The sequence below is a fragment of the Serratia sp. C2(1) genome, from assembly GCF_036352655.1.
GTDB lineage: Bacteria > Pseudomonadota > Gammaproteobacteria > Enterobacterales > Enterobacteriaceae > Serratia > Serratia inhibens.
On sequence record NZ_JAZFBA010000001.1, the window covers coordinates 764,129 to 779,856 of the forward strand.

Here is a 15,728-nt window from a genome sequence, read left to right on the forward strand (position 1 = left end):
TGTTGAAGATATCCGTACTGTAAATAACGGGAGTACAGAGCCATGTCATTATCACTACCGCAGGCTATTTCTACCTATTTCTCGATCAGTAATGGTGCCGATATCGCCGGCGTTAAGCAGTGTTTTACCGCCGATGCCGTCGTGATCGACGAAGGTAAAACCCATCAGGGGCACGCAGCGATCGAGGCATGGCAACGTGCCGCGCAGGCCACGTTTGACTACAGCGTTGAGCCGATTCAGGTTCTTGCCGAAGGCGGCCGGGTGACGGTCATTTCGAACGTCGTCGGTAACTTTCCCGGCAGCCCGGTAGTGCTTAAGCATGCTTTCGGCCTGGTCGGCGACAAGATCAACACCCTGGAGATTCTATGATGTCGTTGGATCTTGATTTCCAGGGTAAACGCGTGCTGGTTACCGCGGGTACCAAAGGCGTCGGTAAGGCGGTCGTCGGGCTGTTAAAACAGCAGGGCGCCCGGGTGTTAACCACTGCGCGACACGCGCCCACGGAATGTATCGCAGATGCCTTCGTGGCGGCGGACCTGACCACGGTCAAAGGCTGTGCCTCAGTGGCGGAAGCCGTTCAGGCGCACCTGGGCGGGGTCGACGTCATCGTTCATGTGGCGGGCGGTTCTACCGCACCCGGCGGTGGCTTTGCGGCGTTGGGCGAAGAGGAGTGGCAGCAGGAACTCAATCTCAATCTGTTGCCCGCAGTACGCCTGGATCGTGCGCTGTTGCCAGGGATGCTGGCGCAGGGGAGCGGGGTGATCATTCACGTCACTTCTATCCAGCGTGAACTGCCGTTACCGGAATCGACCACCGGCTATGCGGCGGCTAAAGCGGCGCTGTCAGCGTACAGCAAAAGCCTGTCGAAAGAGGTCTCGCCGAAAGGGGTTCGGGTGGTGCGCGTTGCGCCCGGCTGGATCGAAACCGAAGCTTCGGTGGCACTGGCGGAACGGCTGGCGCAGCAGGCGGGAACGGATTACGAAGGCGGCAAGCAGATCATCATGAATGCCCTCGGTGGCATTCCGCTGGGGCGTCCGTCAAAGCCCATTGAGGTGGCGAATCTCATTGCCTTCCTCGCGTCATCTTATGCAGCCACCATCACCGGTACCGAATATGTGATAGATGGCGGCACCATCCCGACGGTGTAATCCTGTATCGCTTACAAACCGATATTATCATTCTCCAGACGGCCCCGATTTACAGGGGCCGCCTTATGCATAGACTTGAAACGCCCGCCGTGCAGCCTTAAGCCAATTCAGCCAGCGATGCCGGATTAAACCCGTTCAACGCGGCGTAGTTGTCATCTTCCACTTTCGTCACCCAGTCCGGATCGCTCAGCAGGGCGCGACCTACAGCGATGAGATCAAACTCTTCACGCTCCATGCGCTCAATGAGTCGCTCCAGGCTCGCAGGAGCCGATCCCTTTCCGGCGAAAGCATGGGTAACATCGTTATCCAGGCCAACTGAACCCACGCTAATCGTCGCGGCTCCGGTCACTTTTTTCGCCCAACCCGCACAGTTCAGGCCGTTTTCACCGTCAATCTCAGGGAATTCCGGCTCCCAGAAGCGGCGTTGCGAACAGTGCAGAATGTCGACGCCGGCCTCAACCAGCGGCAATAACCATGCTTCCATCATCGCCGGGGTTTCGGCAATGCGTACCCCGTAGTCCTGCTGCTTCCATTGGCTAACACGCATGATAATCGGAAAATCAGGACCGACGGCATGACGTACAGCAGAGACAATCTCACTGGCAAAGCGCGTACGTTCTTTGATGGTGGGGCCACCGTAGCGATCGGTACGCAGGTTAGTACCGGCCCAGAAGAACTGGTCGATCAAAAATCCATGAGCGCCATGGATTTCTACCGTGTCGAAGCCCAGACGTTTGGCATCTGCCGCCGCCTTTACGAACGCCGAAACGGTATCAGCGATATCTTCTTCATTCATTGCCACGCCGCGCGGGTCTCCGGGCGCATCAAAACCTGACGGGCTTTCCACTGGGGCATCCGGTTCCCAGCCGTTGATATAACGCGCTGCACCTGTGTGCCAGATCTGTGGTGCCATGCGGCCACCCGCATGATGTACGGCGTCAATCACGTTTTTCCAGCCAGCCAGTGCCGTTTCTCCGTGGAAAAAAGGGATGCCGGAATCGTTTCGTGACGCCGGGCGATCAACGACGGTGCCCTCCGAAAGGATCAGACCTACGCCTCCCTCCGCACGACGCCGGTAGTAGGCCGCATTTGCTTCTCCCGGTATGCCGTCCGGTGCGAAAAGTCGTGTCATGGGTGCCATTACGATCCGGTTTTTCACTTGAAGAGAACGCACGGAAAAAGGACTGAAAAGAATACTGGATGTATTTTGAGACATACGAATTAACTCCATTGTGTTGGGAGCTATATTAGGTATATTTTGTATACCTGATGTCAATTAGGCACCTTGAGTAGCCTAGGTATACCAAAGGAAACCCCGCATGCTGACTTTACACCCACAGTGCTTCTCGTCGGACTGCCCAAGTCGGGCATTGTTCGATCAAATCGCAGACAAATGGTCGATGATGGTTCTGGCTGTAGTTGATGAAGAACCACAGCGCTTCAACGCCATCAGACGTCGTCTTGAGGGGGTTTCACAAAAGGCGCTGACGCAATGCTTGCGACGGCTGGAGCGTAATGGGCTGATCTCGCGACAGGTTATCTCTTTCTCGCCTGTGGCCGTGCAATACGAAATTACGCAATTGGGCCGAACCTTGCAGAAACCCTTTCGTGAACTGCACCTATGGACGCTCGATAAATTGCCTGAAGTCGAAGCAGCCAGACTGCAGTTTGACCAGGCTGCCGGGATGAAGTGAAAAAGGGCGGGGGCGGCACTATCCCGACGGTGTAACCCTGTATCTTGAACGGCTCATGTCGGGTAGCGAACAGGGTACCTGAAGATAGGTCGGCAACACCCCAGAATAAAGGGGGCAGAACCAGGAACTCAAAGCCGCGAAAGCGGCTTTTCTATGAAGTCTTGGGCGATTCTCAGCATGACTGCTGAGTGATACCAAACTCCTGTGGTGAAGAGTTAAGCCGTTACTGCCCGGTTGCGCGCAATGATGACATCGTGCGTGAGTTGATCGCCGGCAGCCATGAACTCATTGATTAATGCGTCCCGGTTCAGAGGCGCTCGCGCTTTATCTGCCGCCTGCAAGGCAAGGTTAAGCTCATCGGTTTTCAGCTCTGTGCAGTACGCCGGTGTGCCGGGTTGCTGCCGCCATGATTCGTTCAGGGTGCCGGCATCAACGGCATCGAAGCCAGTCTGATTAACCAGCGCCAGCGCAATGGCTTTTGCGCTAAGGCTGTCGCCGGCAACCGGAATAGCGAAACGGGATTCAGAACCGGCGGCGACACCTTTTTCTGCCAGAGTGGCCGCCAGAACGGCATTCCAGGCCTTAATCAGAGGCCGTTTAAGCACTTCACTGGCAAAGACGCTCTCCGGTTTTCCATTATTGATGTCGGCGATATCGCCATCGCGGAAGGGATAGTAATTAGAGGTATCGATGACAACCACGTTTTCAGGTACGCCAGTTAACAGCCCCGCCAATTCTGCATGTTTGTCAAACGGCGTGGAGAGGATGATGACGTCCACATCGTTAACCGCTTCCTGACGTTCAACCGCAATCGCACCCACTTCTTGAGCCAGATCCGCAATCGTGTCCGGGCCTCTTGAGTTGGTCAGTTTGACCGCGTGCCCCTGGCTTGAAAGTTTACGCGCTAGCGTTGCGCCTATATTCCCGGCGCCAATGATGCCAATTTTCATTTAATACCTCCGTATCTGAGTCGTAGACGATTAACGGTTAGCCGGATGTGCAAAATCATTCAGGGTGTCACGAAGTTCTTCCAGCTTGGAGTCCGATAACTGGCAGGCTGATTTGATGTTATCGGTGGTGCGCCAGAGATCGTCCTGCAGCGCCTTGCCTTCATCCGTCAGGGTAATCAGCACCCGTCTTTCATCAGTGTGGTCACGGGTACGGCGGATCCGCCCGGCGGCCTCGAGACGCTTAAGTACCGGGGTGATGGTTCCTGTGTCCATGCCGAGTTTGCTTCCGAGCTCGCCGACGGTGCGGGGCGTTTCATTAAACAACTCCAGCATCACCAGGTACTGAGGGAAGGTGAGACCCAGCGGATCCAGAAAAGGTTTATGCATTCGGTTCATCCGGCTGGCCGCACCATAGAGTGCAAACGAAAGCTGTGTGCCGATTTCTCGGCGTGCCTGTGTTTTCATACCCGTCCAGTTATCTTGTTGTTGATTATCTAGTGCAACAGATAAAATACTAAATTACTTTATCGGCTAGGGGAAGTACGAGCGCTGGTGAATTTGTGCGGTAGCCCTGATCCAGGGCTCGAAAAACTCCTATATCGTCACCCTCGTAGAACACCATTCCCGCTTTGTTATGCTGGCCAAAATCAGGGACAACAAGACCATAACTGTTATATCTACACTCATCAAACAAGCCCGGGGATTACTTGTTGAGCTTTATAAAACATTAACATGGGAGCGTGGGGCTGAAATGACCAGCCACACCCGATTTACTGTAGCGACAGACATTCAGATTTATTTCTGTGATCCCCAATCTCCCTGGCAACGTGGCTCAAATGAAAATACGAACAGATTGCTCAGACAATATTTTCCAAAAGGAACCAAGGTTCACAACCAGCAAAGACTTAACAGTGTTGCCAGGCAGCTCAACGAAAGGCCGAGAAAAACGCTAGACTATGAATCACCCGCAGAGCGGTTGCATCCATCGGTTGAACTCACAGCTCTTAGCCAGCGCTATGTGCGACCAGGACTTAACTACAAAGACTACCCTGCCGTGAGGAGCATGCAGTAATCCCGGCAAATAAGAACGCCTTTGCGCCTGATGTTTTTAACCAGATCCACGTATTGCAAATATCAATCAATACCAGGCTTAAAAAATAATGAAAAGGCGAGGCAATTATTGTTCAAACACCCCGGGATACTTCGGCGGTTTCACCACTATCCTGCATGTACGCTTTGATTGTTCTCTACTTAGAAACCGTGCGTCGCGGCGCCTCCGCGCGCAGTCCCGCCATAACGATGTCTATGAGCCAGGTTAGCTGCGGTTGCCACTCGTCATTAAAATCAAGCTGCCATATACCCGCAATGGCAAGGAAGAAGTCGTCAGTGGTAACCCCGGTGTGGAGGGTTCCGGCTTCCTTATTTGCATCGAGTAGCAATTGAGCCGCAGCGATCACAGGGGCATAGCCCGCTTTTTCCTGACAGTCCCGCGTGAGTGACACCTCGCGAATGGCATTTGCCAGGCCAGCTTTGGTTATCGCGTACTCGGCAAGGCGATTTATCCACTCCCGTAATGCCTGGTCGGGCGGGAGGGTCTGAAGCAAGTGCTCTGCAAACTTTGTGACCTGCAACATCTCATGGCGATAAACCTCCATCACTAAAATCTCCCGTGACGGAAAGTGACGATAAAAAGTGGCTTGCCCTACGCCTGCCTTCTTCGCGATCGCGCTGAGTGGCACGTCTGCGGAAAGGGTCAACTCCTGAAGCGCAACCGACAGAATACGTTCGCGATTTTGCTGTGCGTCAGCGCGTGCAGGGCGCTCCATCTTTTGTTGCTGTGTCACCAGTCCTCCTGTCCAAAAGTTTAAAACTTGCTAAACGGATAGTTGTCCGTTAAGTTTGGTTTTAACGGATAGTTGTCCGTTTAGCATTCTACCTTTTTCACCAACCCGGAGAAACATATGAAAACCTCAGGTAATACGATCCTCATCACCGGTTCCACCTCGGGTATAGGGCTGGGCCTTGCGGTGCGCTTTCATCAGGCAGGCAATAAGGTCATTGTAGCAGGCCGACGCAAGGCTTTACTTGAGCAGATCACAATCGATTATCCCGGTATAGAGGCCATTGAACTCGACGTTGCCGATGCCAAGTCTATTATCCAGGCGAGCGAACTCGTGGCAGCACGTTACCCTAACCTGAACGTCGTCATCAACAACGCAGGCATTATGTTGAGCGAAAATGTTTTGGATCCGGATTCTGTGAAGATTGCGCAAGAGACTATAGAGATTAATCTTTTGGGCACTATCCGCATGACTTATGCGTTTTTGCCTCAACTCACTCAAAAGAACGATAGCGTCATCATCAACGTCAGCTCCTCATTAGCGTTTGTTCCGTTCCCGATAGCCATGACCTACAGCGCCACCAAGGCGGCTGTTCATGCTTTCACCGAAGGCTTGCGTGTTCAACTCGCCGACACTTCCGTACGCGTAATTGAGTTAGCGCCCCCGGGTGTGCAAACCACGTTGTTTGGTCAGGAAAGTGACGAGCATGCCATGCCGCTGGAAGACTTCCTTAATGAGACGCTCGACCTTTTGCATGCAGAACTCGCGCCTAATGAAATCATTGTTGAACGCGCCAAATTTTTACGCACTGCCGAGGCTACCGGTAACTACGACAACGCCCTTGAAATGCTTTCTGCGTGGAAGGCCCCGGACTGAGGGGCGTTCGTCGCAAAGCGAATCGGCTGTGCGATACAGCGATAGCATGCTGTTCAATGGCATTGCCGGCTGGGCGGTTGGCGTATAGAGCCGTATTCGCTGGTAATTTCGTGCGCACATGGCGCACGAAATATTCCCAAAATATGCAGCAGTCATTGCTGCGAATGTCTGGATATACATCTCTTCCGGAATGATTCACTCAATACCTTCGGCAGACAACGCCAGCAGACCTTGTATATCGCGCGGCCGATTGCTGTAAATGCATCCTCACAATCTGGATATTCTCTTGTGTGCTCATCGAAATCTCTCCATTTCCCTTACATGGGATCGGGTTCGATCTCATCGGATACGTTGTTGATCTGTTGGTGAAGATCCGGTGTCTGGTTCAGCCGATATCGACTTTCATGGCGATGTCCCAACTGCCGGCTCCATTCTTTGCCAGGCCAATCATCATCAGACCGAGCGACTCTAGCGTCTGGGCCACATCGTCCTTTGGAGCGCGAAGCACGATTCGAAGTCGTACGTGCTGCACCGCAAGGAGTGGGTTGATCGATTAAGCCGAAACCCTGTGGAAGTGAGCGAAGAGGTGAAGGCGCTGGTTCGCAATGGCGGATGCATGTTTCCCGATGGCAAGCAATGAGCAAGATGGCAAGCGTGCCCTGTCACGTGCAGAACGGACAACGTGAAAGCGACGCTGGGGTGCCTGCCATCAGGCTTTCGAGCCGAAACGCCAAGCTGAAGAACATGTCACTTTTCCCAAACGGAAAAGCAAAAAGCCCGCTCAGGTTTCCCTGAGCGGGCTTTTCTAATAATGCACTTCCGCCGCATGCCCGGTCTTGTCAGTCAGACCGGATAATACGGCCAATATCAGCGCAATAACTGAAAGCACCGCGCCAGCCCAGTTAGGTGATTGAAGGCCAAAGCCTGCGGTGATCACCACTCCGCCAAGCCAGGCACCGACAGCATTGCCGAGGTTGAAAAGGCCGATGTTAACGGCAGCGGCCAGCGTTGGCGCACCTGCCGCTCGCGCTTTATCCATCACCAGTTTCTGAATCGGCGATACTGTCGCAAATCCAAATGCTGCCATCAGGAAAATGCAGATTGCCGACATTATCTGGCTATGAGCAGTAAAATTAAATACCAGTAACACCACGGCCTGAGCAGCCAGCGTGATGTAAAGCATTGGCATAAGGGCGCGGTCAGCATAGCGTCCGCCCAACTGATTACCAACAAAAAGCCCCAACCCGAAAAGCAGCATCAGCCAGGCGAGGCTGCTTTCGCTGTACCCGGCAAGCTCCGTCATCATCGGGGCGATATAAGTGATGGACGTGAAGAAAGCGCCGGGGCCGAAAACGGTAATGCCCATTGCCAGCAGCACGTTAACGTTTCTGAAGGCGTTAAACTCATGTTCGAAGTCGTGATTCTGTGGGCGCGGCTGATGCGGAATTAGCATGCCGATACTGATCACTGTAATGACCCCAATTGCAGCAATCGCTATAAAGGCATCACGCCATGAAAGATGCTGCCCAACCCAGGTGCCGGCTGGTACGCCGATAAGGTTGGCTACCGTCAGCCCCATAAACATGAACGCAATTGCCCTTACGCGTTTAGATGGCGTAACCATATCGGCCGCGATGATCGAACCGATTCCAAAAAATGCGCCGTGGGTCATGGATGTGATTATTCTGCCCATAATCGCCATGCCCAGCGTCGGGGCGAAGGCGGTAACGAGATTACCGGCTATAAACAGTAACATCAGAAAAACCAACATAGCCTTACGCGGCACCCTGGCCCCCAGAATAATAAGGGCGGGGGCACCAACGAAGACACCCAGTGCATAGGCGGTAGCCAGATTACCGGCAACGGGAATAGTGATGTTGAAATCAGCGGCAATAACGGGAAGCAGGCCGGCGATGATGAATTCGGTTGTACCGATACCGAATGCACCTATCGCCAGCGCCCAGAGAGCGAATGGCATAACTTATATCCTGTCAGTAAAAGCGTGTTTTTACGTTTAAGCTGCTCTGGAATGTAAGCCGGCACCGATAAAAGAGCCGGCTCACAAACCACAATATCAGCATTTCGGACAGGGTAGTTGTTTACTGAGAGGAGATAAACATCCCGAATATCGTCTCAATGTTGACAAAAATTCTACCTCAATGGGCCGAAATGTCCTTCTGCGGCTTTTCTGAGCAGTTCGTCAACAATAAGTCGGACTTTGGGAATGAGGTGCCTTGTGCGGGGCCAGACGACGTTCAGTTCAACCGGCACGGGGGTATGATCTGCCATCAACGTCACCAGAGTGCCTGCATCCAGGTGGCCGTTCACCATTGATTCCGGAAACTGTGCAATCCCCGCGCCTGCCAGGCAGGCCATTAGCATGGCGTCGCCGTCGCTGATCTGATGCGCGGCGGCGGATATGAAGCGTATTTCTCGCTCATCGGCTGGCCTGAACCGCCAGGCAAGCGGGGCTCCTCGCCTGTAGCCCATAATACAGCAGTGTTTTTTCAGCATCTCGGTGTCGGTCGGTACCCCATGTTGCTCAAGGTAGGCGGGTGCTGCGCACAACAAAAGCCGCTGATGGCTCAGGCGACGGGCAATCAGCTCATCTGTGCTCTGCAACTCTCCCAGGCGCAGAACCAGATCAACGCCTTCCTCGACCGGGTCAATCAGCCGATCGTTAAAGGTCAGGGCCAGACGCAGGGCCGGAAAGCGACGCGTAATATCAAGCAGTACCGGCATCATAAGATTACGGCCAAATGAGGCCGGCATATCGATACGGACCGTGCCTGCCGGGTTGTCCTGACGCCTGCTGAGGGTGTTTTCGGCAGAGTCGAGAATCTCAAGCGCCGACAAGCAACTCGTGAGATAAGCTTCTCCGTCACTGGTCAGGCTGAGTTTACGAGTGGAGCGATGAAACAGACGGGTTCCCAGTCGTTCCTCAAGCCGCGCCACGCTTTTGCCCACGGCAGATTTTGTAATGCCCAGCTGTTCTGCTGCTTCAGTAAAACTGTTCGATTTTGCCGTGATAACAAAATTGGTGATTCCCCTCAGGGATTCTGCTGTAAATCCGGTAGACATAAAGTTGGCTCACTGATGACCAAGAACGGGTTTATCGATGTCTAATTCTACACCAGGCTTAAGTCCGATGTTAATTAAGCACCGACAACCACCGGGAACCTCATGAGCTGTAAGTTCGCTTCTCGCTGTGAGTTCAACTGGTCGGCTTAGTGCCAGAAGCCGACATGACTAACTTGGTTACCGGAACAAATTTGAGTCTGTCAGAGATTCACCAATCACACCAAAGCAAAAAGCCCGCTCGGGTTTCCCTGAGCGGGCTTCTCTAATTTGGCTGTACTGACTGGGATCGCCTTTGCCAGTGGCTGGCTAATATTTAAGCCAAATCGGAGTCTCCTTGCTGTCAAGACCACCAGAATGACCACCAATCGACGCTGATGAGCGAATGGCTGGGATGTGGTTACTTATTGTTGGAATGGGGGACATGCTGCCGCATCAAGTCAACGATCCAATCAATAAAAACTCGCAGTTTGGCGTTGACATGGCGGTTCGGCGGAAATGCCAGGTACAGGGGCATTGGATTAATACGCCAATGTTCAAACAGCGGAATCAAGGAGCCACAAGCCTGATGTGCTGCCGCCATATAGACTGGCAGCGCAATCACGCCTAACCCGGCTAGCCCAGCTTCGAGGTAAGCATTGCCATCATCCACGGCAAGTACATAGTTGCCCGTGATTTCAATATGTTCACTTTCACTACGCAGCACCAGAGGATCAACCTTGCCGGTGCGTGAGGACATGAATCCCACTATGCGATGGTCAGTGTTTTCCAGCTCTCGCGGGTGCGCAGGGACGCCAAGGCGTTCCACATAACTGGGGGCGACGTAGACGCCGATTTGCAAATCGCCGACATGGCGTGCGATTAGGGACAGGTCGTTGATTTCGCCACCGCGCAGGACGCAATCCACATTGTCGCCGATCAGATCCACCACCCGGTCACTCACGCCCATGTCGAACTGGATATCAGGGTAGCGCGCGTGGAACGCCGGTAGCGCCGGCACCAGCACAAAGCGGGCCAACGGACTGGGCACATCCACCCGTAGCCGTCCCCTGGGCGTAATCGCCGCACTGGACAGGCTGTTTTCAGCATCTTCCATGTCCGCCAGCAGGCGGATGACGCGTTCGTAGTAGACCGCGCCATCGGGAGTCACACCGAGCTTGCGGGTGGTGCGGTGGAGTAACTTGACGCGCAGCCGCGCTTCCAACTGCTGAATGAGCTGTGTCACCGTAGTTTTGCTCATATGAAGCGTTTGGGCAGCCTTTGTGAAGCTACCTGCCTCCACCACGCGAGCAAAGGCGCGCATCGCATCGAAACGATCCATTCCTTATCCTCTCTTTTCACCGATTGTTTGGATTTTACAAACAATGATGAACAAAGTCGCTTGTTTATCCACCCGATCTGGCACCTGTAAAGTGTCTTGATGTTCACCGGGTAGATTTCGCCCCATTGCAAAGGTACAAACATGACAGCACGCGAAGCAGTTTTTCCCTTCGGTCGGCAGGCGCTCTATGAGCGCAATCGGTATTCACCGGCCATCAAATCTAACGGCTTCTTGTTTGTTTCGGGGCAGGTGGGTAGCCGCGAGGATGGTTCGCCTGAGCACGATCTAAAAGCGCAGATCAGGCTGGCATTCGATAACCTTAATGCTGTTCTCACGGCTGCGGGCTGCACGTTCGGTGACGTGGTTGACGTTACCCTCTTTGTCGTCGATCCCGAGTCAAACCTCGATGCTATCTGGAGTATCCTGCCAGAATATTGGGGGGAAGCGCCTTACCCTACGTTGACCGGGATCGGCGTGACGTGGCTTTACGGATTCAAGTTTGAGATTAAGGTGATTGCCAGGCTGCCCTAAGCGTTACGGGTCTTTCCGCCCGTCGAAAATTCAACGGGGCAGCCCGCGCTGCCTGTAGAGGCAACAGAGAGATTTCTGACGTGCTATATGCCGGATCGGGATGGTTTGCCGGACGGGGCCGGATTTACTGATGAGACAAAGGAAAATTTATGAAAGCAGCGGTTTATGACGTGGAAGGCGCTCCCGGCGTCCTGAAATATGTCGATATCCCAGATCCGGTCACAGGGGCTGACGACATCCTGATTTCTGTCGAGGCTATCTCGATTGAAGGTGGGGATCTGATCAACCGCCGTTCAACTCCGCCGCCTCATCCTTCATGGATCGTCGGCTACGCGGCCGCGGGCACAGTTATTGCGGTCGGATCGAAAGTCAGTAGCCGTAGGGTTGGGGACAGAGTCGCCGCTTTTAACATGCAGGGATCACATGCGGAACGTTGGGCTGTGCCCGCGGAACGAACCTGGCTTATACCCGATGGGGTGGATATGGCAGAAGCGGCTGTGTTGCCGATTTCTTTTGGAACCGCGCATCATTGCCTTTTCACACGAGGCATGCTCCGGCAGGGAGAAGCCGTCCTTATTCAGGCAGCAGCGGGTGGCGTGGGGCTCGCAGCCGTTCAGCTTGCCTCACAAGCAGGCGCGACGGTCATCGCCGTGGCAAGCGGAACGCAGCGAAGAGGCCGGTTGCTTGAACTGGGTGCCGATCATGTCGTGGATCGTGCAGAGAATAACGTCGTGGACAGTGTCCGACAGTACACCGATGGCACCGGTGTTGACCTCGTCATCGATCCGGTGGGGACGACGTTGCCTGCGTCGCTTTCTGCACTCGCTCCGGAAGGACGTCTCGTCTTCGTCGGTAATTCGGGCGGTGGTAGCCTGACTGTCGACTTGTGGCCGCCAATGCAGTCTAACCAAACACTCATGGGGGTATTTATGGGGCCCCTTTTTGAAAGGCCCGGAGTTCGGGCAAGTGTGGACGACATGTTGCAGGCTGTGGCGGCAGGGCGCATCAGGGTTGTCATTGACCGCATCTTCTCCCTGACCAACGCTGCCGCGGCCCACGAATTCGCCGAGACAGCGAAACCGCTTGGCCGCATCGTTATGAAGCCATGAGGCGCGTTTGACCAGTATGAGTGCGCTGGGCTAATTACTGGGTTCTGGTATCAAGGCTAAGTTCAGATGTCAGGGGTGGGGCAAAAGGAAATCCTGAATTATTGATGCGTCTAAAAGTAGCGACTTTGCCTAGCGTATTTCAACCTTTTAAGGTCCGATCTTCGCTCATAACCGCCGGTCAAAAACGCCAAAAAGCAAAAAGCCCGCTCGGGTTTCCCTGAGCGGGCTTCTTTAATTTGGCTCCTCTGACTGGACTCGAACCAGTGACATACGGATTAACAGTCCGCCGTTCTACCGACTGAACTACAGAGGAATCGTGTGAACGGGGCGAATAATAGCGGCGCGGCCCGGGCTTGTAAAGCGTGAAAACGTCTCGCCGTTCCGTTTGCTGCAAGATTATTCAACCTGCTGCTTTTTATCGCTTTTATGGGTGCAGCGCTGCACAACGGCCCACGGCGGGCCGCGAGATGCCTTATGGTGGTGCAAACCTGCGTCACCGGCCGCCGGTTGCAGGGCGGCGTCAGGTCGCGCAAATATCATTTTTTCTTATTTTTCCGCCTATTAGTAAGCGCTTTCTCTTATTCCGTTACGCTGGCCCGGATTTTGCAAATCTGTTGTCAACATGGCTTTGCCATACGCAGTTCAGCGGCTCGACGGAGGCAATATGAATCTCAGACGTCTAAAATATTTCGTGAAAATCGTCGATATCGGCAGCCTGACCCAGGCGGCGGAGGTGCTGCATATCGCGCAGCCCGCACTCAGCCAACAGTTGGCGACGCTGGAAGGGGAGCTGAAGCAACAATTGCTGATCCGCACCAAGCGCGGCGTGCTGCCCACCGAGGCCGGCAATATTCTTTATGCCCACGCCCAAACCATTCTGCGCCAGTGCGAACAGGCGCAAAGCGCGGTCATCGGCGCAGGCCAGGCGGTGAGCGGGCAGGTTTCCGTCGGGCTGGCGCCGGGCAGCATGGCTGCGCAACTGGCGTTGCCGTTGTTGCAGGCGGTGCGTGACCGTCATCCCGGGATTGTACTCAGCCTGAACGAGAACATAGGTTCGATGCTGGCCGGGCAGGTGGCGAGCCAGAGTCTGGATATGGCGGTGATCTACGGCGCTAAAATGCCCGACGGCCTGCAGGCCACGGCGCTGATGAAGGAAGATCTGTATCTGGTGGCGACGCGTGCGGTACCAAGCCCCGGTAACAGCGTCGATCTATTGGACGTGGCACGGCTGAATCTGTTCCTGCCGCGCGAAGGCGATGTGGTACGCACGCAGGTCGACGAAGCGATGGCGCTGCGCAAATTGGCCGCCAACGTGATTGGCGAAATCGAATCCCCAAGTACGCTGAGCGCGGCCATCGCCAGCGGGCTGGGCGCGACCATTCTGCCGGAATCCGTTGCACGGGCGATGATTGGCCCGGCCAAGGCATGGATGGCGCGTATCGCCGCCCCGGCGCTGAGCGTGCCGCTTTCATTGTGCATTTCCAGCCAGCAATCGCTTTCCGCACCGGCGTTGGTGGTGAAGGATATCTTGCTGTCGATTGCCGTTGACCGCAGCCAGGAAAAACGCACGCTGGCGTTGGTGCAATAAGGCATTTAAAAAGGCCCACGCGCGGTGGGCCTGAAAGGCAGGTTAGCGGAACGGCGGCTCGTTGAAGGTGCGCAGCTTGCGCGAATGCAGCTTGTCGCCTTCGGCGCGCAACAGATCGATGGCGCAAATGCCTATCTGCAGGTGTTCCGAGATCGCCCCCTCATAGAAGCGGTTGGCCTGGCCCGGCAGCTTGATCTCACCGTGCAGCGGCTTGTCGGAAACGCACAGCAGCGTGCCGTAAGGCACCCGGAAGCGATAACCCTGCGCCGCGATGGTGGCGCTTTCCATATCCACCGCCACCGCGCGGCTGAGGTTAAAGCGCAGCGCCGAAGCGGAGTAGCGCAGCTCCCAGTTGCGATCGTCCGTGGTCACCACGGTGCCGGTACGCAGGCGCTGTTTCACCTCTTCGCCCGGCATGCCGCTGACCATTTTGGTGGCGTCATACAGCGCGCGTTGCACTTCGGCGATGCTCGGTATCGGGATATCCGGCGGCAGCACCGCGTCCAGCACGTGATCGTCACGCAGGTAGGCGTGGGCCAGCACGTAATCGCCAATCGACTGGCTTTCGCGCAGCCCGCCGCAGTGGCCAATCATCAGCCAGGCGCTGGGGCGCAGCACTGCCAGATGGTCGCAAATGGTTTTGGCGTTGGACGGGCCGACACCGATGTTGATCAGCGTAATGCCCTGGCCGTTGCGTGAAATCAGGTGGTAGGCCGGCATCTGGTGGTTTTTCCAGGCCAGATCGGACACCGCCTGTTCCGGCGCGGTGGTTTCCGGCGTGATGTAGATGCCGCCGGCGCTGGACAGCGCAATATAAGGGCTGTCCGGGTTGGCTATCTCGGCGCAGGCCCAGCGGACAAATTCATCCACATAGCGGGTGTAGTTGGTGAACAGCACGAAGGGCTGGAAATGCTCCACCGGGGTGCCGGTATAGTGCCGCAGCCGCGCCAGCGAAAAATCGGCCCGCAGTGCGTCGAAGTGCGACAGCGGGAAGGTGCTGGTGGCGTTGAACAGGCCGTCGGCGGTTTCATCGCCGATTTGCGCCAGCTCGGTGGTGGGGAAATGCTGTGCGAGGCTGGCGCTCATCGAGCGATCCAGCATCAGGTTAGAGCCGTCAATCACATACGGAAAAGGGATCTCCTGCTGCGAAGGCGCCACTTCGATATGGGCGGCGTAGTCGTGCTCCAGCATCGCCAGTTGCTCGGCCAAATAGCTGCGAAACAGCTGCGGGCGGGTAATGGTGGTGGTGTAGCGGCCGGTATGGGTAAAACGGCCGAAAGCGCGGGTTTTGCTCTGGCCGGTTTTTTGGCCGTCCCAACTTACGCGCAGCTCGGGGTAGACGAACAGCCCAGCGGCGCGGGTTTGTATGTCGGGCACGTGGCCGTGGCTGATAAAATCGCCCACCGCCTGGCGCAGCGCGGTAACAGAGGCGTCATACAGCGCTTCCAACTGGTCGATCGCCTGAGCGGGGGTGAGGCCGGTGCCGGATTGGTGACTACTCATTCTCTCTCCTGGATTCTCCCGGCCCTGCGGCGGGATACATGCGGGTATACCCTTCATATTTGACGTTACATCCGCGTTAGCTGCGCGCG

At 55.3% G+C, this 15,728-nt stretch carries 15 protein-coding genes, 1 tRNA gene and 1 pseudogene; 8 read left to right on the forward strand and 9 right to left on the reverse strand.

Features of this window, described 5'->3' with window-relative positions:
• Positions 1-42: 42 nt before the first annotated feature.
• Both V2S86_RS03510 and V2S86_RS03515 read left to right on the forward strand, forming a co-directional pair.
• Positions 43-369, forward strand: coding sequence for a nuclear transport factor 2 family protein (locus tag V2S86_RS03510; RefSeq protein ID WP_330761246.1), 327 nt, complete (start codon positions 43-45; stop codon positions 367-369).
• Complete coding sequence (locus V2S86_RS03515; protein ID WP_330763149.1) at positions 369-1,148, forward strand: SDR family oxidoreductase; 780 nt, start codon at positions 369-371, stop codon at positions 1,146-1,148. Before V2S86_RS03510 ends, V2S86_RS03515 begins: the two co-directional genes overlap by 1 nt.
• A gap of 97 nt (positions 1,149-1,245) precedes the next feature.
• Here the strand turns inward: V2S86_RS03515 and V2S86_RS03520 are convergent, their stop codons facing one another.
• Positions 1,246-2,364, reverse strand: a complete 1,119-nt coding sequence (locus tag V2S86_RS03520) for an NADH:flavin oxidoreductase (protein WP_330761247.1) — start codon at positions 2,362-2,364, stop codon at positions 1,246-1,248.
• 103 nt (positions 2,365-2,467) lie between these two features.
• On the opposite strand from V2S86_RS03520, the gene V2S86_RS03525 reads away from it, so the two are divergent.
• Entirely contained in the window at positions 2,468-2,842 is a 375-nt protein-coding gene (locus tag V2S86_RS03525; protein WP_330761248.1) for a winged helix-turn-helix transcriptional regulator, read from the forward strand.
• 215 nt (positions 2,843-3,057) lie between these two features.
• Here the strand turns inward: V2S86_RS03525 and V2S86_RS03530 are convergent, their stop codons facing one another.
• Together V2S86_RS03530 and V2S86_RS03535 are read right to left on the reverse strand one after the other, a co-directional pair.
• Entirely contained in the window at positions 3,058-3,792 is a 735-nt protein-coding gene (locus V2S86_RS03530) for an NADPH-dependent F420 reductase (RefSeq protein WP_330761249.1), read from the reverse strand.
• A gap of 30 nt (positions 3,793-3,822) precedes the next feature.
• Positions 3,823-4,179, reverse strand: coding sequence for a MarR family transcriptional regulator (locus V2S86_RS03535; protein WP_330761250.1), 357 nt, complete (start codon positions 4,177-4,179; stop codon positions 3,823-3,825).
• A 184-nt stretch (positions 4,180-4,363) separates the two neighbouring features.
• Here V2S86_RS03535 and V2S86_RS03540 point away from each other — a divergent pair.
• Positions 4,364-4,783 (forward strand): annotated as a pseudogene (locus tag V2S86_RS03540) (IS30 family transposase); the annotation flags it as partial.
• A gap of 256 nt (positions 4,784-5,039) precedes the next feature.
• Here V2S86_RS03540 and V2S86_RS03545 read toward each other — a convergent pair.
• Positions 5,040-5,636, reverse strand: a complete 597-nt coding sequence (locus tag V2S86_RS03545; protein ID WP_330761251.1) for a TetR/AcrR family transcriptional regulator — start codon at positions 5,634-5,636, stop codon at positions 5,040-5,042.
• A 117-nt stretch (positions 5,637-5,753) separates the two neighbouring features.
• On the opposite strand from V2S86_RS03545, the gene V2S86_RS03550 reads away from it, so the two are divergent.
• Positions 5,754-6,509, forward strand: coding sequence for an SDR family oxidoreductase (locus V2S86_RS03550; protein ID WP_330761252.1), 756 nt, complete (start codon positions 5,754-5,756; stop codon positions 6,507-6,509).
• An 805-nt stretch (positions 6,510-7,314) separates the two neighbouring features.
• Here V2S86_RS03550 and V2S86_RS03555 read toward each other — a convergent pair.
• The 3 genes from V2S86_RS03555 to V2S86_RS03565 form a co-directional block, all read right to left on the reverse strand.
• Entirely contained in the window at positions 7,315-8,487 is a 1,173-nt protein-coding gene (locus V2S86_RS03555; protein ID WP_330761253.1) for an MFS transporter, read from the reverse strand.
• Positions 8,488-8,660: 173 nt separating this feature from the next.
• Positions 8,661-9,590 carry a LysR family transcriptional regulator gene (locus V2S86_RS03560; RefSeq protein ID WP_330761254.1) on the reverse strand — a complete coding sequence of 310 codons (930 nt, stop codon included), beginning with the start codon at positions 9,588-9,590 and terminating at the stop codon, positions 8,661-8,663.
• Positions 9,591-9,987: 397 nt separating this feature from the next.
• On the reverse strand, positions 9,988-10,908 hold the full coding sequence (locus tag V2S86_RS03565) for a LysR family transcriptional regulator (protein WP_330761255.1): 921 nt from the start codon (positions 10,906-10,908) through the stop codon (positions 9,988-9,990).
• Between the two features lie 141 nt (positions 10,909-11,049).
• On the opposite strand from V2S86_RS03565, the gene V2S86_RS03570 reads away from it, so the two are divergent.
• Together V2S86_RS03570 and V2S86_RS03575 are read left to right on the forward strand one after the other, a co-directional pair.
• The gene (locus tag V2S86_RS03570) at positions 11,050-11,439 is read left to right on the forward strand and encodes a RidA family protein (RefSeq protein ID WP_330761256.1); all 390 of its coding nucleotides are present in this window, start codon (positions 11,050-11,052) and stop codon (positions 11,437-11,439) included.
• 149 nt (positions 11,440-11,588) lie between these two features.
• On the forward strand, positions 11,589-12,548 hold the full coding sequence (locus V2S86_RS03575) for a quinone oxidoreductase family protein (RefSeq protein WP_330761257.1): 960 nt from the start codon (positions 11,589-11,591) through the stop codon (positions 12,546-12,548).
• Positions 12,549-12,785: 237 nt separating this feature from the next.
• Here the strand turns inward: V2S86_RS03575 and V2S86_RS03580 are convergent.
• A tRNA-Asn gene (locus tag V2S86_RS03580) sits at positions 12,786-12,861 on the reverse strand.
• Between the two features lie 351 nt (positions 12,862-13,212).
• Here V2S86_RS03580 and nac point away from each other — a divergent pair.
• Positions 13,213-14,136, forward strand: a complete 924-nt coding sequence (gene nac / locus V2S86_RS03585) for a nitrogen assimilation transcriptional regulator NAC (protein WP_330761258.1) — start codon at positions 13,213-13,215, stop codon at positions 14,134-14,136.
• A gap of 42 nt (positions 14,137-14,178) precedes the next feature.
• Here nac and V2S86_RS03590 read toward each other — a convergent pair whose 3' ends face one another.
• Entirely contained in the window at positions 14,179-15,639 is a 1,461-nt protein-coding gene (locus tag V2S86_RS03590) for an AMP nucleosidase (protein WP_330761259.1), read from the reverse strand.
• Positions 15,640-15,728 lie beyond the last annotated feature (89 nt).